General features: G+C 37.1%; 16 protein-coding genes and 1 other annotated feature. Of the genes, 3 read left to right on the top strand and 13 right to left on the bottom strand.

Going from position 1 to position 18840, the window contains the following annotated elements; genetic code table 11:
- Nucleotide 1 precedes the first annotated feature (1 nt).
- Both hisS and DBX25_RS20780 read right to left on the bottom strand, forming a co-directional pair.
- A complete protein-coding gene (gene hisS / locus DBX25_RS03965) occupies nucleotides 2-1273 on the bottom strand; it encodes a histidine--tRNA ligase (protein WP_108669483.1) in 1272 nt (423 codons plus the stop codon).
- Nucleotides 1274-1348: 75 nt separating this feature from the next.
- Nucleotides 1349-1589 (bottom strand) — a binding site (T-box leader).
- An 80-nt stretch (nucleotides 1590-1669) separates the two neighbouring features.
- Nucleotides 1670-1846 (bottom strand): hypothetical protein, encoded by a 177-nt coding sequence (locus DBX25_RS20780; protein WP_170110112.1) that lies wholly within the window; start codon nucleotides 1844-1846, stop codon nucleotides 1670-1672.
- Nucleotides 1847-2032: 186 nt separating this feature from the next.
- On the opposite strand from DBX25_RS20780, the gene DBX25_RS03960 reads away from it, so the two are divergent.
- A complete protein-coding gene (locus DBX25_RS03960) occupies nucleotides 2033-3817 on the top strand; it encodes an N-acetylmuramoyl-L-alanine amidase family protein (protein WP_170110111.1) in 1785 nt (594 codons plus the stop codon).
- A gap of 86 nt (nucleotides 3818-3903) precedes the next feature.
- Here DBX25_RS03960 and DBX25_RS03955 read toward each other — a convergent pair whose 3' ends face one another.
- The 7 genes from DBX25_RS03955 to DBX25_RS03925 form a co-directional block, all read right to left on the bottom strand.
- A complete protein-coding gene (locus DBX25_RS03955) occupies nucleotides 3904-4380 on the bottom strand; it encodes a GNAT family N-acetyltransferase (RefSeq protein WP_108669481.1) in 477 nt (158 codons plus the stop codon).
- Nucleotides 4381-4566: 186 nt separating this feature from the next.
- The gene (gene dtd / locus DBX25_RS03950) at nucleotides 4567-5007 is read right to left on the bottom strand and encodes a D-aminoacyl-tRNA deacylase (protein WP_108669480.1); all 441 of its coding nucleotides are present in this window, start codon (nucleotides 5005-5007) and stop codon (nucleotides 4567-4569) included.
- Between the two features lie 11 nt (nucleotides 5008-5018).
- Nucleotides 5019-7214, bottom strand: coding sequence for a RelA/SpoT family protein (locus tag DBX25_RS03945; protein ID WP_108669479.1), 2196 nt, complete (start codon nucleotides 7212-7214; stop codon nucleotides 5019-5021).
- Between the two features lie 322 nt (nucleotides 7215-7536).
- Nucleotides 7537-8049 (bottom strand): adenine phosphoribosyltransferase, encoded by a 513-nt coding sequence (locus DBX25_RS03940; RefSeq protein WP_108669478.1) that lies wholly within the window; start codon nucleotides 8047-8049, stop codon nucleotides 7537-7539.
- Nucleotides 8040-10409 carry a single-stranded-DNA-specific exonuclease RecJ gene (gene recJ, locus DBX25_RS03935; RefSeq protein WP_108669477.1) on the bottom strand — a complete coding sequence of 790 codons (2370 nt, stop codon included), beginning with the start codon at nucleotides 10407-10409 and terminating at the stop codon, nucleotides 8040-8042. Before recJ ends, DBX25_RS03940 begins: the two co-directional genes overlap by 10 nt.
- A 129-nt stretch (nucleotides 10410-10538) precedes the next feature.
- Complete coding sequence (gene secDF / locus DBX25_RS03930; RefSeq protein ID WP_108669476.1) at nucleotides 10539-12794, bottom strand: protein translocase subunit SecDF; 2256 nt, start codon at nucleotides 12792-12794, stop codon at nucleotides 10539-10541.
- 283 nt (nucleotides 12795-13077) lie between these two features.
- The gene (locus DBX25_RS03925; RefSeq protein ID WP_108669475.1) at nucleotides 13078-13374 is read right to left on the bottom strand and encodes a post-transcriptional regulator; all 297 of its coding nucleotides are present in this window, start codon (nucleotides 13372-13374) and stop codon (nucleotides 13078-13080) included.
- A gap of 144 nt (nucleotides 13375-13518) precedes the next feature.
- Here DBX25_RS03925 and spoVB point away from each other — a divergent pair, with 144 nt between their 5' ends.
- Nucleotides 13519-15066, top strand: a complete 1548-nt coding sequence (spoVB, locus tag DBX25_RS03920) for a stage V sporulation protein B (protein ID WP_108669474.1) — start codon at nucleotides 13519-13521, stop codon at nucleotides 15064-15066.
- On the opposite strand, the gene DBX25_RS03915 is transcribed toward spoVB, so the two are convergent.
- On the bottom strand, nucleotides 15055-15693 hold the full coding sequence (locus DBX25_RS03915; protein ID WP_108669624.1) for a DUF421 domain-containing protein: 639 nt from the start codon (nucleotides 15691-15693) through the stop codon (nucleotides 15055-15057). The two genes, spoVB and DBX25_RS03915, sit on opposite strands and share 12 nt — an antisense overlap.
- A 161-nt stretch (nucleotides 15694-15854) precedes the next feature.
- Here DBX25_RS03915 and DBX25_RS03910 point away from each other — a divergent pair, with 161 nt between their 5' ends.
- Nucleotides 15855-16235 carry a TIGR04086 family membrane protein gene (locus DBX25_RS03910; protein WP_108669473.1) on the top strand — a complete coding sequence of 127 codons (381 nt, stop codon included), beginning with the start codon at nucleotides 15855-15857 and terminating at the stop codon, nucleotides 16233-16235.
- Nucleotides 16236-16299: 64 nt separating this feature from the next.
- Here DBX25_RS03910 and yajC read toward each other — a convergent pair whose 3' ends face one another.
- Genes yajC through queA form a run of 3 tightly spaced genes read right to left on the bottom strand, consistent with a single transcriptional unit; the run spans nucleotide 16300 to nucleotide 18813 of the window.
- Nucleotides 16300-16575, bottom strand: a complete 276-nt coding sequence (yajC, locus tag DBX25_RS03905) for a preprotein translocase subunit YajC (RefSeq protein ID WP_108669472.1) — start codon at nucleotides 16573-16575, stop codon at nucleotides 16300-16302.
- A gap of 31 nt (nucleotides 16576-16606) precedes the next feature.
- Nucleotides 16607-17746: a tRNA guanosine(34) transglycosylase Tgt gene (gene tgt / locus DBX25_RS03900; protein ID WP_108669471.1), complete on the bottom strand. Its 1140-nt coding sequence runs from the start codon at nucleotides 17744-17746 to the stop codon at nucleotides 16607-16609.
- Nucleotides 17747-17784: 38 nt separating this feature from the next.
- Nucleotides 17785-18813, bottom strand: a complete 1029-nt coding sequence (queA, locus tag DBX25_RS03895) for a tRNA preQ1(34) S-adenosylmethionine ribosyltransferase-isomerase QueA (RefSeq protein WP_108669470.1) — start codon at nucleotides 18811-18813, stop codon at nucleotides 17785-17787.
- Between the last annotated feature and the right edge of the window lie 27 nt (nucleotides 18814-18840).

Below are 18840 nucleotides of genomic sequence, written 5' to 3'. Positions count from 1 at the left end.
ATTATCGCTGCAATTCCATAAATTTTTCTATAAACTGATCTAATCCCACTTCAATTTGTTCGCCTGTTTCCATGTTTTTTACATTAATAACTTCCTTGGCAAGCTCATCGTCACCTAACACGGCAACATATCTTGCATTTAGACGATCTGCTGCTTTGAATTGAGCCTTTGCTTTACGATCATTGTAATCCTTCTCTGCAGAGAATCCTCTTCTTCTTAATTCATAAACAAGCTTAACAGAGTAATCTTTTGCGGATTCTCCCAAGCTAACAACGTAACAATCAATACTATCATCCCAAACAGGTCTAACCTGTTCTGCATCAAGAGCTGCAATCAATCTTTCAATACTCATCGCAAACCCTATCCCTGGTGTTACAGGTCCACCTAGTTCTTCCATCAAACCGTTATATCTTCCACCACCACATAAAGTAGTAATAGCTCCAAATCCTTCTGATGTACTCATGATTTCAAAAGCAGTGTGATTATAGTAATCCAAGCCACGTACTAGAGTCGGATCGACTTCAAATTCGATTTCAAGGGCTTTTAAGTACTCTTGTACTTTTGTAAAATAAGCTTTGGAATCCTCATTTAAGTACTCAAGAATGGAAGGTGCAGATGCCATTAATTCATGGTCTCGATCCTTTTTACAATCAAGAATTCTTAATGGATTCTTTTCTAAACGGCTTTGACAATCACTACAAAACTCTCCAATTCTAGGCTTAAAATGATTGATTAAAGCTTCTCGGTGCATAGTTCTACTTTCTTTATCCCCTAGACTATTAATCACTAGCTTTAAGCTTTTAAGTCCCATTCCTTTATACATTCCCATTGCTAATGCCAATACCTCTGCATCAATAGCTGGGTCTGCACTTCCTATTGCCTCCACACCAAACTGGACAAATTGTCTGAAGCGGCCAGCTTGAGGGCGTTCATAACGGAACATTGGTCCGAAATAAAACAGTTTTACAGGTTGAGTGGCCCACCCGAACATTTTATTTTCTATGAATGAACGAACTACTGGTGCTGTACCTTCAGGACGGAGTGTGATATCCCTGCCACCACGGTCTTGGAAGGAGTACATTTCCTTCTGCACAATATCAGTTGTATCGCCAACACCACGAAGGAAAACTTCAGTATGTTCGAAGATAGGAGTACGAATTTCTTTATATTGATATCTTCTGCACAAGTCTCTAGCTTGCGATTCGATAAATTGCCATAGTTCAGATTGTCCAGGTAGTATATCTTGAGTTCCTCTTGGAATTTGAATGGACATAATTTATCTCTCCTTTATTTAATATTTAGAGGGCAAGAGAAATAAAAAAACTCTCGTCCCTTGTAATCTTGAATTACAAGGGACGAGAGTTTGATTCCCGTGGTGCCACCCTAATTGAAATGCCATGTTAAGACACTTCCTCTTTAAACAGTTAACGCCTGTATACGTCCATCTCCTACTAAGATTAACTATCTTTTCAGAGCGAAGCCTAAGGAGTGTTCGTTCATTAAGTCATCAAGTAGGACCGCTTTCAGCCTTTGACCGTCCCTCTCTTGTCTTGTGTGTCTTAATTACTTTTCTCCCTCACCGGTTTCAATCATTTTATGTATTATTATTTTTCTAATAATAATGTTCGAAGGATTGAATGTCAAGATAAGCTGAAAAATTAATTATTTATCATGACCGTTCTAGTTTCTTTTTTAACTTTCTAACTTCCCTCATATTTAAACCAAATTCAGTAGCTAATTCATACATATCAGAATTTTGTTCTTTCTGAATAAAATCATGAAAATCCACTCCAAATAATTGGTTTTCACCTGAATGGCTCATATTGCCTTTATCACTAAATCTCATGAATATGCCTCCCCTATATGGTAAAATGAATTTTTGGTATTAGAAAATAAGACTAAGAAAAATTATCACCCTAATAGGATTTCCCTATTTTTCATTTTTTTTACGTTTTTTAAAGGGAATTTTTTAAAAATCGAGAATTTTATTAAAGCACTAGAGAACCCATCAATAAGAAAGGTGGAACGGCTATTGAAGATATGGATCAAGACATTAATCGTTTTACTCCTCATTTTCCCTACGAGTGCCACCAAAGATGACCAAAAGCAAGCAGAAGGGTATGAGGTTACGATTAATAAAAAAGTAATTAATATCCGTGAGGGTCCAGGATTAAGTTATCCTATTGCCCAAAAGGCCTCAGCAGGTGAAGTGTTTACTGTTGTAAGTGAAAAGGGAGAATGGTACGAAGTAAAATTACATAATAAAACTGGTTGGGTGGCTCACTGGCTTGTCAAAAAAGCAGCCTCTTCAAATCCAAATGGAAAACAAGAGGAAGCGGAATTTGAAACAGGAACTGTACTTGTGGAAAGCCTTCGAGTCCGTACTGGTCCAGGAACTAATTTCCAAATAGTTGGTAGTCTCAAACAAAATCAGCACATACAAATTCTGACACGCAATGAAAACTGGTTTAAGGTGAAGTCGAAAGAAATGGAAGGTTGGGCATCCTCTGAGTTCATTAGGACAAGCTCAACACCGACAAACAACAAAGAAGAATTGATTACAGAATCTGAACAACCAATTGGAATTATCAAAGTGAAGTCATTAAATTTTAGATCTCAGCCTTCATTAGATTCTGAAATAATCGGTAAACTTATCCAAGACACAAAAGTTGAAATTATTAAAGTTGTAGATAAATGGCTTCAAGTTCAATATGAAGGGAAAATAGGGTGGGTCCACGAGGATTATCTAGAAATAAGAAACCCATCTAAACAAAAGGAAGATTCATCAAACACTGAAACTAAGGGCAAGAAAGAGTCCTTAAAAGGTGGCACAGCCATCGTCACTGCACAGTCTATTAAAGTCCGTACAACTCCTTCCTTTTCAGGGAAAATAATGACTACATTAAAAAAGGGACATGAATTTAAAGTTTTGGATGAAGAGAATAATTGGATTGCTTTAACTCTACCAAATAAAGAAATAGGATGGATACCCATGTGGTATGTACGACAATCAATAGATGCCCATCCTATTAAGAAAAAAGACTTTAAAAATGGTAAAGTCGTAATAATCCATCATGGAACTTTACTAAGAAAAGAACCAAATGCACATTCAGAAGTCATTTTATCTACTAAAGAAGGAGAATCCTTCCCTTTAATTTCCGTCGAAGGAGAATGGTATAAAATCGGATTAGAGAACGACCAAACCGCTTATGTGGCAGGGTGGATTGTTTCATCTAAAGGTGACGCTCCTCAAATAACAAAGTCTCGCATGGAAAAGTATTTTTCCAATAGGACCATTGTCCTTGATCCAGGTCACGGAGGTCGTGATAATGGTACAACTGGCTCCAGAGGAACACTGGAAAAAGCCTTAACCCTTCGAACAGCACAATTAATAAGTGATAAAATACGTGCTGCAGGCGGAAGAACGGTTATGACTAGAACTGGCGATACATATGTGACATTGAGGTCTAGAGCAAGCTCTGCAAATTACCATAACGCTGATGCCTTTATCAGTATCCATTACGATAGCATTAATGATAGCAGCGTCAATGGTATAACTACTTATTATTATCATCCATATCAGAAAGACTTAGCTGATGAAATACATACACAATTAATTACGGGTACTTCCATGAAGGACAGGAACGTTCGTAAAGGGGATTATCATGTAATTAGGGAAAATGGAAACTCTGCTATCTTATTGGAGTTAGGTTATCTTTCTAACCCCGCCGAAGAAATGACAGTGGTATCAAGCGCATATCAAGAGGCTGTTTCAGAGGCGATTTTTAATGGTTTAGCAGAATATTTTATTAAGTGATATGAAATTGGCGGTCATTCTTAAAATTTTTCCAGTAATAATAGGGTGCTAAAAGAGGTCATTCGACTCATTTAGCACCCTTTATGTTATTCATGTGTTTTAACCTGTATCATCGTCATAAAATCGTATGGTCCACTAGTAAATTCAAATTTATGCACAAATCCAAATTTTTTATAAAGATGTATGGCTCTCTGATTAAAACTAGCAACGGTTAACCTTAACGGAATGCTTTCATTCTGTTTTTGTATGGTATTAATTACAAAAGAAAAAAAATCCGTCCCCTTCCCATTTCCCGTCAATACTGGCTTCATCCCTAGGCCAATATCCAACATTTTTTCTTCATAAACGCCTAATAGAGCGCCACTTGGAACTTGTGCAGCAGTGCCTGTACAGAAAAAACCAATTAATTCTTCTTGACTACTAATAATCCCTTGATAGTTATTTTCTAAGAGTTCTGCAAGGGCTTCTGGAGTAGCTTCGTTGTTATAAAAATCATAAGGCGGTTCATATTTCCATTGCAAAATTTCCATAGCCATTTCTTCATTAATTTTTTGAATTCTCATTTCTTCATTCCCCTTGGATTAGATCCTACCGACAGAGTGGCCATTAGCAAAGGACAGGGGATTGGGGCTAAAATTCTTTTCCCTACTAAAAACCATTATGTCAAATTGCAGCTTCTCTTCCTAATTTTGGTTTAATTTAAGTATAAACAAAAAGCAGTGGAGTGCACCACTGCTTTTAAGCTTCTTTTATTGACTTTCTAATATTAACGTCACAGGACCATCATTGATCAACCGAACATCCATCATGGCACCAAACTCGCCTGTTTGCACTTCAATTCCTTTTTGACGGAGTTGTTCATTAAAAAAATTATAGAGTTGAACTGCATAATCAGGCTTTGCAGCTTCCATGAAGTTCGGACGTCTTCCTTTCCTACAATCCCCATATAAAGTAAATTGTGATACGGATAGGATTTGTCCACCTACATCTAGCAGTGAATGATTCATTTTACCTTGTTCATCCTCGAAAATTCGAAGATTCACTATTTTATCTGCTAGATAGATGGCATCATTTTCCGTGTCATCATGGGTTATGCCTACTAGAAGGACTAGACCTTTTTCAATGCGCCCAATAACCTCGCCTGATACTGTCACACTTGCATCTTTTGACCTTTGTAAAACTACTCTCATTGTAGAACCCCTTAGTTCATAATCCTACGTACAGAATATATTTCGGAGATTTGCTTAATTCTCTCCACTACTTTCTGTAAGTGGTTTACATTATGAATGGCAATAGACATATTGATGGTCGCAACCTTATTGCGATCTGATCTACCAGAAACAGCAGTAATATTTGTTTTCGTTTCATTAACCGCCTGAAGTACTTCATTCAGAAGACCTCTTCTATCATACCCGCTTATTTCTATATCCACATTATATTCTTTTCTATCATTTAAGCTGCTTTCCCACTCTACAGGAATTAACCTTGCTTCAGCATCATCACCGACAATATTCGTGCAGTCGTTTCGATGGACACTCACTCCCCGACCTTTCGTGATAAAACCTACAATTTCATCACCTGGGACTGGATTACAGCAACGTGATAAACGAATTAATAAATTGTCTATCCCTTGAACTCTCACACCAGATTCGCGCTTTTTTACAGAGTGGAGCGACCTTAATTCAGATACTGCGTCTGTAATGCTTGCCTTTTGTTCAAGCTCTTTCTTTTTACGCCACTTTTCTGTTAAACGGTTAGCCACCTGTAAAGCAGTAATTCCGTTGTATCCAACAGCAGCAAACATATCTTCTTCATTAGCGAAATTGAATTTTTCTGACACTCGTTTAATATTTTCACTAGTTAAAATCTCTTTCAAGTCAAATTCCATTGTCTTGATTTCTTTTTCAACAAGCTCTCTACCTTTTTCAACATTTTCATCACGCATCTGTTTTTTGAAGAAGGTACGAATTTTATTCTTGGCTTGTGAAGTCTGAGCAAGTTTTAACCAATCTTTACTTGGTCCATAAGAATGCTTAGATGTGAGGATTTCAATTATGTCCCCCGTCTTAAGCTTGTAATCTAAAGTGACCATCTTCCCGTTGACTTTGGCTCCAATCGTTTTATTGCCGATTTCTGAGTGTATTCGATAAGCAAAATCGATTGGGACCGAACCAGCTGGTAATTCAAACACATCTCCTTTTGGAGTAAAGATGAATACCATGTCTGAAAACAAGTCAATTTTTAGCGATTCCATGAACTCTTCTGCATTCGTAGCGTCATCTTGGAATTCTAAAATTTCTCTGAACCAAGTCAACTTATCTTCAAGAGACTGATTTTCAGAAACTTCTTTTCCTTCTTTATAAGCCCAGTGGGCAGCAATCCCGTATTCAGCAATACGGTGCATTTCAAATGTTCTGATTTGGACTTCTAAAGGATCACCTTTCGGCCCAATGACTGTAGTGTGCAAAGACTGATACATATTAGGTTTAGGCATTGCAATATAATCTTTGAATCGGCCAGGCATTGGTTTCCACGCGGTATGAACGATTCCAAGTACCGCATAACAATCTTTAATGCTATTCACTTGAATACGCACAGCAAGCAAATCATAGATTTCACTAAATTGCTTATTTTGTAGCGCCATCTTACGGTAAATGCTATAAATATGTTTTGGTCTTCCAGAGATTTCTGCTTTAATATGCACTTCACCAAGGCGATCGCGAACTTCTTGAATGACACCATCTAAATAATCTTCACGTTCTGCACGCTTTTTCTTCATTAAATTGACAATTCGATAATACTGCTGTGGATTTAAATACCTTAAAGCTGTATCCTCGAGTTCCCATTTAATGGTCGAAATACCAAGTCGGTGGGCAAGCGGTGCAAAAATTTCTAAAGTTTCATTAGAAATTCTGCGTTGCTTTTCTAACGGAAGATGTTTTAAGGTCCTCATGTTATGAAGACGATCTGCCAATTTTATAAGGATGACCCGAATATCCTGAGCCATAGCGACAAACATTTTACGGTGGTTTTCGGCTTGCTGTTCTTCCTGGCTTTTATATTTAATTTTCCCTAACTTAGTGACACCATCAACTAACATAGCCACTTCTTGATTAAAGGCTTCTTCTAACTCTTTTAAAGTAACCCCAGTATCTTCGACAACATCGTGTAGAAAACCAGAGGAAACAGTGGCAGCGTCTAATTCTAAGTCCGCTAAAATCCCAGCTACTTGAATGGGATGGATAATATAAGGTTCACCTGATTTACGAAATTGCTCTTTATGAGCGTTCTCAGCATAATCATATGCTTTTTTTACCAAATCCACATCCGTAGGTTGTAAATACTTTGCAACTCTTTCGATTACCTGTTCAGCACTAATTACTTGTTCGTTCGCCATGAAACCACCTTTTTATTTAAATAACGGGATTTTTTTAAGCCTATATAAAAAATAACTTCCAGCCTCTCACACAGGGCTAAAGTTAAACGAATGTTTCTTGTAAAAAATGATATTGTATCTATTATCAAAAAAAAGAAGGAGAATGTAAAGAGTTTCCCCCTCTTTTCTTCCTATTTCGACATTTTTCTTGAGGGAATTGTGATAATTATTCCCATTTTATAAGAAATCCTAAATGACTTCCATGATTTACAGAGGATTCCTGAATAAAAGAAAAATCCTATTATTCAACAATATAATTGTTAACAATAGGATTTCTATCTTATTAGTAAGTCATTAGAGTTAGAATATCATAACCATCTAATTTGTCTTTTCCATCAAGGTAGGACAATTCAATTAGGAACGCAATACCTGCAACAACTCCACCAAGTTCTTCAACAAGCTTAATTGTTGCTTCAATTGTTCCACCAGTAGCCAACAAGTCATCTGTAATTAAAACTCTTTGACCCGGTTTGATTGCATCTTTATGGATTGTTAATACATCTTTTCCGTATTCAAGACCATATTCAACTTTAACTGTTTCACGTGGCAATTTCCCTTCTTTTCTTACCGGAGCAAAACCAACTCCCAAAGAATAGGCAACAGGACATCCAATAATGAATCCGCGAGCTTCAGGTCCTACAACTAAATCGATTTGTCTTTTTTTTGCATATTCTACGATTTGGTCCGTAGCATAACGATATGCGTCACCATTATCCATTAAAGTTGTAATATCTTTAAACTTTATTCCGGGCTTTGGCCAATCAGGCACGATTGTAACAAATTGCTTTAAATCCATTGTTCCATTTCCTCCTCAAGCTGCACACTTTCTGACAGTAACGATTCTATAAACTGATATAGCTGCCCGTATGAAGAATATAAAAGGTCATTTTCCAGTTGGAATTGTTCCTTCTTTTCTTTATATGACGGGGATTCGTGAAAGTCTCTTTTTACAGCTTGTTCTTTTATTGAAATAAATCCATTCTCTATTGTAACAAAATCTAGTTCAAAAAACACTTTAACAATAAAATCAACAGTATCTCTAGACCAGCCTTTATGTTTGGCTATGTCATCACTATACTTGTGGACATCAAATGAGCCTTTTTTCTTGATGAGAGCATACATCCATTTAAAGTGATCTCTTGTAGGCATGGTACTGAAGAAATGATGCTGCTCCTGATGAAAATGAACATACACTCTTTCTGGTTTCCCACATTGAAATAGGGTATTTAATTGAGATAAATTTGAAGGTAAATCAATTAGCACAATATTTTTTCCATTAAGAAAATTAGGTTGATCCATTATTTTTTCTAACAAGACAACCGTTTCAGATTGATATGAATCCAATTGTAGATTTTCATATGTCTTTTGGTTAAATACGATTAACAGACGATTATCCTTTGGTATTTTCTCTAAAGTTGTATCAATTTTCTTTGAACTACGAAAATCAAATAATTGCCAATTATTTACTAAGACATCATGCAAGTATATTTGAGGTTTACGTATATTGTTCCATTCGTTAATTGAAACATCCCCAACAACAGAAATAGATGATATAGGTGAAATATGGTCTACCAATTCCCCAAGACCAAAACCAATTCCATCTAATGAAAAACCATTATGTTCGAGCATTAACTTCATATGATTAGAATCTGCTCCAATCTTACGAATGGTACTAATTTTTGCATCCTCAATCAAAACTTTTGGTTTTGGATTTCCCATTCCAAAGGGAGCGAGTCGATCCATTTGAGCTATGCTTTCAAGTGTGATTTCTTCAACAGTCGTGACTGTATCAAGCTTAGTGACAGGAACAAAGTCTTCTTCAGTCAGTTGCTGAATAGCCAATTCATTTAGTCTTTCCCTTAATTCTCCTACATCTTCTATTTTTAGTGTCATTCCAGCCGCCATTGGATGTCCTCCAAAATGAGGCAATAATTCCCGACACTTTGAAAGATTTTGATAGAGATCAAAACCTTCGATGCTTCTAGCAGATCCTTTAGCTAAGCATTTTTCTCGGTCAAAGCTTAACACGATGGCCGGTCTGTAAAATCTATCAACCAGTTTGGAAGCCACAATTCCAATGATTCCTGAATTCCATCCTTCCTTACCGACTACAATGACAGAATTTTCATCAATAGGCCAATTTTCTTCTACTTCTTGAATAGCTTCAGAAGTGATTTGCTGGACTAATGCTTGTCTTTCTTTATTTAAGCCATCTATTTCATTTGCAATATAGTAAGCTGTCTCAAAATCATCTGTTAGTAATAATTCAACAGCAGGATCTGCATCTCCTAACCTACCAGCAGCGTTAATACGAGGGCCAATCCCAAAACCAATGGATTCTTCATTTAATGATGAAGGCTCTATGCCAGCAACCTTGAATAATGCACGTAATCCTGGCCTAGAAGTTGTCTTCATATTCTGAATACCCTTAGAGGCAATCAGTCTATTCTCACCGAATAAAGGTACAAGATCTGAAATGGTCCCAATTGCAGCTATTTCAAGTAAATCGTTTGGCACTTCCCCCAATAATGCATGGGCTAGTTTAAGAGCAACACCTACACCAGCCAAGTCCTTAAATGGATAACTACTATCCTCTAACTTTGGATGGATAATAGCTAAGGCTTCTGGAAGAATTGGTCCAGGTTCGTGGTGATCTGTAATAATATAATCCAAATCCAGATTTTTGGCTACTTCAGCTTCATGTATAGCTGAAATACCAGTATCGACCGTTATTAATAATGAAACTCCTTCTTCTTTAGCAAGTCTAAAAGCTGTTTCATTAGGGCCGTAACCTTCCGAAAATCGGTTTGGTATATAAAAATCCACGTTTGCATTAAGCTTTTTAAATGTCTCCATTAAAACTGTCGTACTACTGACTCCATCTGCATCGTAATCCCCGAAAATGCGAATATGCTCTTTTCGGTCAATTGCACGATGAATCCTGTTCACGGCAAGATCCATTCCCTTTAACAAAAACGGATCGTGAAAAGGAGTTTCTTCCGGAAATAAAAAAGACCGTGCTGATTCCAAGGTATCCATTCCACGGTTCACCAGTAATTTTGCTACCAAAGGTGCGATTTTAAGCTGAGCGGAGAGAACATTCGCTTTTTCTTCATTAGGTAATTGGACTTTCCAACGGGTTTTTGATCGTAGCATACATTCACCCCTTAACCTTCATTATTATACAAGACAGGCAAAAGCGTTTCAAATTGTTTTATCTTCCTATTATTAATTGTGAATAAATTACAAAACCGCAGGAATGCTCCCACGGCTTTGTATGATGAATTAAACTTGCGCTTCATCCGTATTCTGTTTCTTTTCTACAAAAGTAATCAATGTTCCTTTTTTCTTCAACTCTTTAATTTTAAATTCGAGCCATAGTTGGGAAGCTATATAAATTGATGAATATGCGCCTATTGTTAAACCGATTAACAACGCAATCGAGAAGTTACGAATCGATTCACTTCCAAATACAAGCAACGCCACAACAGTAATGATTACTGTTAATACAGTATTAACTGAACGAGCTAACGTTTGACGAATACTGATATTTACAATATCTTCTAATTCTGAAACATACTTAATTTTTCTCTTCGAGCGCATGTTTTCACGAATTCGGTCAAAGGTAACGATTGTATCATTAATTGAATAACCAACAATTGTCAAGATAGCTGCAATGAAGGTTAAATCCACTTCAAGACGCAATAAGCTGAACAGTGTGATGATTACGAAAGCATCGTGCATCAATGCGATGACGGCTGGTAAAGCCATTCTCCATTCAAAACGAATGGTTACATATAAAATGATTCCAATCGAAGCAATTAACACAGAAATCAAAGCATTTTTCGCAAGTTCTTTACCAATAGTAGGAGAAACAGTACTCACATTAGGCTCCATACCGAATGCTTTGTTCATATGCGATTTAAATTCAGATATTTCATTCTTATTAAGAACACCTTTCAAACGAACTACTGCAGTTTCATTATTTTTACCTGAAAGGACAATATCATCACTTTCTAAGTCTAGCTTTTCAAGTTCGTTTTGCACTTTTTCAGTAGTTAGAGAATCCTTTGAAGGAATCTCAAGCCTTGTCCCACTACTGAAGTCAATGCCTAGGTTTAAACCAAACACCAATAAGAAGATGATTCCGATAATAGTCATTGCAGAAGAGATTCCGTAAAAAACTTTACGTTTATGAACGAAATCAAATCGATCAAATTTAGTCGGCATATCTAATGTGTTTTCAGAATCTGCCAAGTTACTGATATCCTCTTTTTTAACACCAAACCAACCTGGCTTTTTATTGAACAACTTACTGTGGACCCAAAGTCCAAGGAAAATTCGAGTCCCAAATACTGCTGTTACGAAACTCATCAAAATACTAATGATTAACATCGTAGCGAAACCTTTAACTGAGCTTGTACCGAAATAGAACAATACTCCCGCAGCCAAGATGGTCGTTAGGTTAGCATCTAGTATTGTAGAAAGCGAGTTCTTGTTTCCTGCTTCATACGCAGACTTTATAGAACGCCCAAGCTTTATTTCGTCCTTAATACGCTCATAAGTAATGATGTTGGCATCTACAGCCATACCAACCCCAAGTATAAGTGCAGCCACACCTGGTAGAGTTAATACACCGTTCATCCAATCAAATACTAAAAGGATTAGATAAATATAAATAGTTAAAGTAATAGTCGCTATGAAACCAGGGAAACGGTAATACAAAAGCATGAATAGATAGATGATAGCTACCCCAATAATCCCTGCCATAATGGTAAGGTCTAACGCTTTTTCTCCAAACTTCGCTCCAACTGAAGTTGAATAGATTTCCTTCAATTCAACTGGTAAAGCACCTGCATTTAATAAATTGGCTAATTCTTTTGCTTCATCAATGGTAAAAGAACCAGTGATTAGTACTGTATTTTGGCTAAATACTTCCCTTACAGAAGGAGCTGAAATCATATTATCCTGAGTCTCAGGCTTCTGCATAGAATCTTTGCCTTCTTCAAAATCCATCCAAATTGCCAAAACGTTTGTAGGCGCAGGCATAGCGGATATTTGCTCTGTTACTTCTTTAAATTTGTTAGCATCCTTTAATGTGACTTCAACCACAGGTTGATTTTCCATAAAGGTCTGAGATGCTCCGCCTTCCTTCAAATCCGAACCGGTCATCATTTCCTTGTCATTGTAATCACGAAAAGAAAGTTTTGCTTGTGTGGATAAGATTTCACGAGCCTTATTTTGGTCTTCAACACCCGCAAGTTGTACACGAATTCGATCTGTACCTTCGATCTGGATATTAGGTTCACTAACACCCAATACATTTATACGGCGATCTAAAGCACTCGCGGTGCTTTTTAACGTGTCTTCATCTACTTTTTTGCCATCTTCAGATTTAACTTCATACAAGACTTCAAATCCACCTTGCAAATCCAAACCGAGTTTAATATTATCCAATATTCTTGTTGTAGTCGTCCCCATCATTGCGAATATTGCAATGACCAAGATAAAAAAGACGACAATTCTTGATCTTTTGACCATTATGTATTGATCCTCCTCAGGTACTTTTCAAGCCTTAACGAAACATTAGATGCAGAGACAAAAGTTCTACCGGACATAAAAACTGAATATTCTTACATTTAAGAGAAAATGTCGTCACATAAATAATGTTAAGGTCTTTATTTTACTTAAATTAGAAAAAAATAATAGGTAACAATCATTCGGAAAATGTCGAAGCTCCTACCATATTATGAGACAATTTAAAAACACTGTCAATCTGATTACAATTGTATATTTTGCATGCTAGACCGAAAGTACAATTTATTCATCCCAATAAATCTTTATAGGAATCCGGGCCATTTAATCCATTCGATGAGGCCTTAAACGCTTCGATAGTGGCAAAATGTATATACTCACTTACATTTAGTCTCAAGATATCGTTCACGATGTTATGTAACAATGGAGAACCTTGATGCTTTTTCCATTTTTTCTTCTGAAGATAGTGCCAAATGTCCTGTTCCTTCACTTCCCCGTAGCCATACAGGACAAACTCTTCCCTTTTGCTCTGTAATGCAGGCATGACACTTTGCTTAAATTCATCAAACTGATGACTATTTCCCATAAATTCTACCTCTCTCTGCGACCTATTTTCTATTTTTAGGACTGGTTTCTAGGATGAGAGAAACGCTTGTCATGTTTTGTCCAACTGCAAGCATATAAATTATTGTATATGAATTGATTCATTTTGAGAAGGCAGGTAATCGGCATGTCGAAGTTTTTTAAAGGAGCAATGATCTTACTGGTTGCTGGTCTGATTACCAGGGTACTAGGATTTGTCAATCGTATAGTGGTAGCAAGATTTATTGGCGAAGAAGGAGTCGGGCTTTACATGATGGCCCTCCCAACTTTATTCCTAGTGATCACCATCACTCAATTTGGACTGCCTGTCGCCATTTCTAAATTCGTAGCAGAAGCGAATGCCGTTGGAGACCAAAAGAAGATAAAGAAGATTTTAGTCGTTTCATTAAGTATTACAGTTGGATTGTCATTAATCTTTACTCCTGCACTTTTCCTACTAGCTCCTCTATTGTCTGAGACATTGTTCACCGATGAAAGGACGTATTGGCCACTAATGGCGATTGCACCAATTGTTCCAATCATAGCTGTTTCATCTGTTTTAAGGGGTTATTTCCAAGGAAAGCAAAATATGAAACCGGCAGCTTATTCACAAGTTTTGGAACAAGTAGTTCGCATCACCCTCATCGCAGTCATGACAAAAGCTTTCCTTCCGTATGGAATTGAATATGCAGCAGCAGGCGCAATGCTTTCCTCGGTAATTGGAGAACTAGTATCACTTGCATACCTAATGACTACATTTAAAATCAAAAAACACTTTAAAGTGAGGAGCAAATTTTTTAAATCGGTACGTAAAGGAAGAGATACATTTAATGAACTAATGAGTATTGCCGTGCCTAGCATGGGTAGTAGGATGATCGGTTCGATTGCCTGGTTTCTAGAACCTATTGTAGTCGCTCAAAGTTTGGCAATAGCAGGAATCGCTGCAGGAGTGGCTACCAAACAATATGGGGAGCTAACAGGCTATGCCCTTCCTTTATTAATGCTTCCCTCTTTCGTAACGATGGCACTTTCTACTTCCCTCGTACCTGCCGTTAGCGAAGCCCATGCTTCAGGAGACCATAAAACAATCCAGCATAGGCTACAACAAGCTTTAAGAATTACTTTCATTACAGGTTGTTTATCCGTCATTGCACTTTATGTATTTGCAGTTCCTCTCATGGAAGCGATGTATGGTACTTCCGGGTCTGCTGTATTTATTAAATTCATGGCACCGTTTTTCATATTTTATTACTACCAAATGCCCCTTCAATCGGTTTTACAAGCATTGAATTTAGCAAAGGCAGCTATGATTAACAGTTTGATTGGCGCTGTAGCAAAAACTGCAATCATTTTTCTACTTGCTTCTAGAGAAGAGTTTGGAATTATGGGAGCGGCGCTTGGTATGGCAGTTGGAATTGTATTAGTCACTTTCCTACATTTTTTCACAATCGTAAAAAAAGTTTCTTTCACTATTGAAGTTCGTCAATACTTAGTTACACTAGGGGTGACTTTCATATCAGGTTTTATTGGATTCCTCTGCTACAATAAAATATTTATAGCTCTGGGACCAATCACCAATTTATTAACTTCCATCATGGTTTTGACAATAGTCTTTATCTTATTGTTGATTGTTATGAAAGTCATCAAGAAGAGTGAACTACAAAAAATCCCTTATATCAACATTCTAATTCGATGATGATTCATCTTTCTGATCGATAAAAAATGCTTCATTGTCATAACTACAATAAGAAATCTGTGTTATGTCAGGATAGCCTTGTTTTTTCATTTGTTCTAGTAGCCACTCTTGTGTTTTATCAAATTCAATTAAGTTCCGTTGTTGAATCGCTCCATCTAAAATTAAAGGCAGGGCCAAGGACGATGTTTTCGTTTTCGTTTTCTTTTGGTTCTGCTCTTCTTTTTTAAATACCGATAACTTTCCCGAAGTTTCTAAAATGGCGTATTCTACTTCTTTTACATCTTGAACATCCTTTTCTCTTAATTGGACCAACAAATCTTCAAAGTTGTACCTTTGTTTTTTCATCGCTTTTTCATCTATTTTTCCATTAGTTATTATCATGGTTGGACGACCATCTACAAATTCCCTAAAGCGTTGGCTTTTTAATGACAGAATAGCTGAGGTAATTTGAATGAGCATCAGCATAATCATTGGAAAGATAGAATGGACGATCGGTGAATTTGGCTGTTCTATCGAGATAACTGCCAACTCTGCAATCATGATAAATACGACAAGATCAAGTATATTCAGTTCCCCTATCTCCCTTTTCCCCATTAACCTGAAGATTATAATAATTAATACATACATAAATATTGTTCGTAATCCAATATGAACAAAGGCTTCCACAAGCGTTCCCCCCTACCATCATGAAAATTGCAATGTCTATAGTCTAAATCAAAAATAGTGAGAATATGCTTGTACAAAGCGTTTATATTGCTTGAAGTTAAATGGAAAGGGAATGAGGGAGAATGGAAACAAAAAAAATGGGTTCGGCGATCTTGTTTGGAGTAGGGGCCATCTTTATCTTCGCTATCGTCATAAGTTTTATCTTTTCACTAATTTTAAGGTTTTCATCCTTGACTGAATCCTCTCTCACTTATGTCATGATGGCAATGACTTTTATATCATTGTTCATTGGTGGATTCATCTCAGGTGGAAAGGGTAAAAAACAGGGTTGGATGCTAGGTGGAGGCACTGGTATTCTTTATACAGCCATTATTTTACTTTTTCAATACCTTGGACATGACAGTAGTTTTTCAGCTAAAGAATGGATTTATCATGGTTGCTTTATCGCAACTAGCATGATGGGTGGAATTCTTGGAGTCAATTTAAGTGGTGGAAATAAATAAGAATAACTAAAGCCCGAAGAATTATTCCTTCGGGCTTTTAGCATTATGATTATGTTTCAAGTGATTAAATACCTGTACCTTTTTCCGTTACTTCACGGATTGCAGCACGGTCATATGTAAGACGAGAACCATCTCCACATTTGATGACAACTTTGTTATCATCGATTGAATCAACAAAGCCATGAAGGCCTCCGATTGTTACGATTTTATCGCCTTTTGCTAGTCCGGTTTGCATAGTTTGAACCGCTTTTTGACGTTTCTGCTGAGGACGGATTAAAAGGAAATAGAATAGGACGAACATAATTAGTAAAGGACCCACTGTACCCAATAATTCTGCCATGAAATTCAACTCCTTTCTACGAGCAAATTATTTAGAAATTTTTCGCATTCGGTTTGTTGAAACCATATTGCTCAAAAAATTCTTCCCTGAAGTCGCCAAGTCGATCTTCTCGGATCGCTTGTCTCACATTCTCCATCAATTTTACCAGAAAATATAGATTATGATAAGTCGTTAATCGAATTCCGAATGTTTCATCACATTTTATCAAGTGCCTGATATAAGCTCTTGAGTAATTCTTACAAGTGTAGCAATCACAATTCTCATCAAGAGGCCCGAAATCTCTAGCGAATTTGGCATTTTTCACCACTAAGCGTCCATTGCTTGTCATTAATGTACCATTTCGAGCAATACGGGTTGGAAGTACACAATCAAACATATCAACACCACGGATTGCTCCATCGATCAAGGAATCTGGAGAGCCTACACCCATCAGATATCTTGGCTTGTCTTGCGGAAGCAAAGGCGTAGTAAAGTCGAGCACACGATTCATAACATCTTTTGGTTCACCTACTGAAAGACCTCCAATGGCATAACCAGGGAAATCTAACGATACTAAATCTTTAGCACTTTGCTTTCTAAGTTCCTCATATTCTCCACCTTGGACAATACCAAATAAACCTTGATCGTCCGGACGTTGATGAGCAGTTAAGCAACGCTCAGCCCAACGAGAAGTCCTTTCCACAGAGCTTTTCATATATTCGAACGAGGCTGGATATGGTGGACACTCATCAAAAGCCATCATAATGTCTGACCCTAAAGCGTTCTGAATTTCCATCGCCTTTTCTGGAGAAAGGAAAAGTTTATCTCCATTTAGATGGTTTCTGAAATGGACACCTTCTTCTTCAATTTGTCGGAATTCACTTAAACTGAAAACTTGGAAACCACCAGAATCAGTAAGGATTGCTCGATCCCAGTTCATAAACTTATGCAATCCACCAGCTTCTCTAATAATTTCATGACCTGGTCTTAGCCATAAATGGTATGTATTACTTAAAATAATCCCTGCACCAATTTGCTTAATATCTTCTGGTGACATTGTTTTTACAGTTGCCAATGTACCTACTGGCATGAAAACCGGAGTCTCAAAAGAACCATGTGGCGTATGTACACGACCTAGCCTAGCTCCTGTTTGCTTACACGTTTTTATCAATTCATATCGAATCGCTGTCAATCTATTTACTCCCTTCGAGCCATTTATAGACTCATAAATTATATAATGAGCATTGCATCTCCAAAGCTAAAGAATCGATACTTCTCTTTTACAGCTTCTTCGTATGCTCTAAGTACATTTTCCCTTCCTGCCAATGCACTGATTAACATAATCAAAGTGGACTTCGGTAAATGGAAGTTGGTAATCATCGCATCTATTCCTTTAAATTCGTAACCTGGATAAATAAAGATACTTGTCCAGCCATTCTCAGCTACGAATTGTCCGTCATTCCTTGCGGCGATTGTTTCTAAAGTCCTTGTTGAGGTTGTTCCTACTGTAATGATTCTACCGCCATTTCTTCTTACTTCATTCAGTAAATGAGCAGTGCCTTCAGTCATCTGGTAAAACTCTGCATGCATATCATGTTCGTTTATATCATCCACACTAACTGGCCTAAAGGTTCCTAGTCCCACATGTAGTGTGATAAAAGCAATATGAACACCCATATCCTTAATTTGCTCTAATAATGATTCCGTAAAGTGTAAGCCTGCCGTTGGAGCCGCTGCTGACCCTCGTTCTCTAGCAAAAACCGTTTGATAACGATCCTTTTCTTCGAGCTGTTCTTTTATGTAAGGCGGAAGTGGCATATGGCCAAGCTCATCCAATGTTTCATAAAAAATTCCTTCGTACTTAAAACTAATGATTCTTCCTCCATGATCAAGCTCTTCCTCACATGTAGCAGTTAGTTTACCATCTCCAAAAGACAATACTGTACCTACTTTTACACGTTTTGCGGGTTTTACTAATGCTTCCCAAGTGTCGCCTTCCACTTGCTTAAGCAATAATAATTCAACCTTCGCCCCTGTATCTTCTTTTATGCCAAAAAGACGTGCAGGTAATACTCTAGTATCATTCAAGACTAAGCAATCACCTGGTCTTATATACTCTTTAATATTCTTAAAAATGTCATGCTTTGTCTCACCGGTTTTTTTATCTAAAACCATGAGGCGGCTTTCTTCCCTTTGCAAAAGGGGGGTTTGAGCAATCAGTTCCTCTGGCAAATGGAAATCAAATAAATCCACCTTCATTGTCCTTCACATCCTGTACAAAATTTA

The sequence above is a fragment of the Peribacillus acanthi genome (genome assembly GCF_003073175.1).
Classification (GTDB): Bacteria; Bacillota; Bacilli; order Bacillales; family DSM-1321; genus Bacillus_BN; species Bacillus_BN acanthi.
The sequence above is the reverse complement of the archived record's forward strand: the minus strand, read 5'-3'. Positions and strand labels throughout refer to the sequence as shown.

Bases quoted from the DNA above. Each gene is read 5' to 3' on its own strand.
- hisS (WP_108669483.1), bottom strand. From the start codon at position 1,273: ATGTCCATTCAAATTCCAAGAGGAACTCAAGATATACTACCTGGACAA.
- DBX25_RS20780 (WP_170110112.1), bottom strand. From the start codon at position 1,846: ATGAGATTTAGTGATAAAGGCAATATGAGCCATTCAGGTGAAAACCAA.
- DBX25_RS03955 (WP_108669481.1), bottom strand. From the start codon at position 4,380: ATGAGAATTCAAAAAATTAATGAAGAAATGGCTATGGAAATTTTGCAA.
- dtd (WP_108669480.1), bottom strand. From the start codon at position 5,007: ATGAGAGTAGTTTTACAAAGGTCAAAAGATGCAAGTGTGACAGTATCA.
- DBX25_RS03945 (WP_108669479.1), bottom strand. From the start codon at position 7,214: ATGGCGAACGAACAAGTAATTAGTGCTGAACAGGTAATCGAAAGAGTT.
- DBX25_RS03940 (WP_108669478.1), bottom strand. From the start codon at position 8,049: ATGGATTTAAAGCAATTTGTTACAATCGTGCCTGATTGGCCAAAGCCC.
- recJ (WP_108669477.1), bottom strand. From the start codon at position 10,409: ATGCTACGATCAAAAACCCGTTGGAAAGTCCAATTACCTAATGAAGAA.
- secDF (WP_108669476.1), bottom strand. From the start codon at position 12,794: ATGGTCAAAAGATCAAGAATTGTCGTCTTTTTTATCTTGGTCATTGCA.
- DBX25_RS03925 (WP_108669475.1), bottom strand. From the start codon at position 13,374: ATGGGAAATAGTCATCAGTTTGATGAATTTAAGCAAAGTGTCATGCCT.
- spoVB (WP_108669474.1), top strand. From the start codon at position 13,519: ATGTCGAAGTTTTTTAAAGGAGCAATGATCTTACTGGTTGCTGGTCTG.
- DBX25_RS03915 (WP_108669624.1), bottom strand. From the start codon at position 15,693: ATGTATGTATTAATTATTATAATCTTCAGGTTAATGGGGAAAAGGGAG.
- DBX25_RS03910 (WP_108669473.1), top strand. From the start codon at position 15,855: ATGGAAACAAAAAAAATGGGTTCGGCGATCTTGTTTGGAGTAGGGGCC.
- yajC (WP_108669472.1), bottom strand. From the start codon at position 16,575: ATGGCAGAATTATTGGGTACAGTGGGTCCTTTACTAATTATGTTCGTC.
- queA (WP_108669470.1), bottom strand. From the start codon at position 18,813: ATGAAGGTGGATTTATTTGATTTCCATTTGCCAGAGGAACTGATTGCT.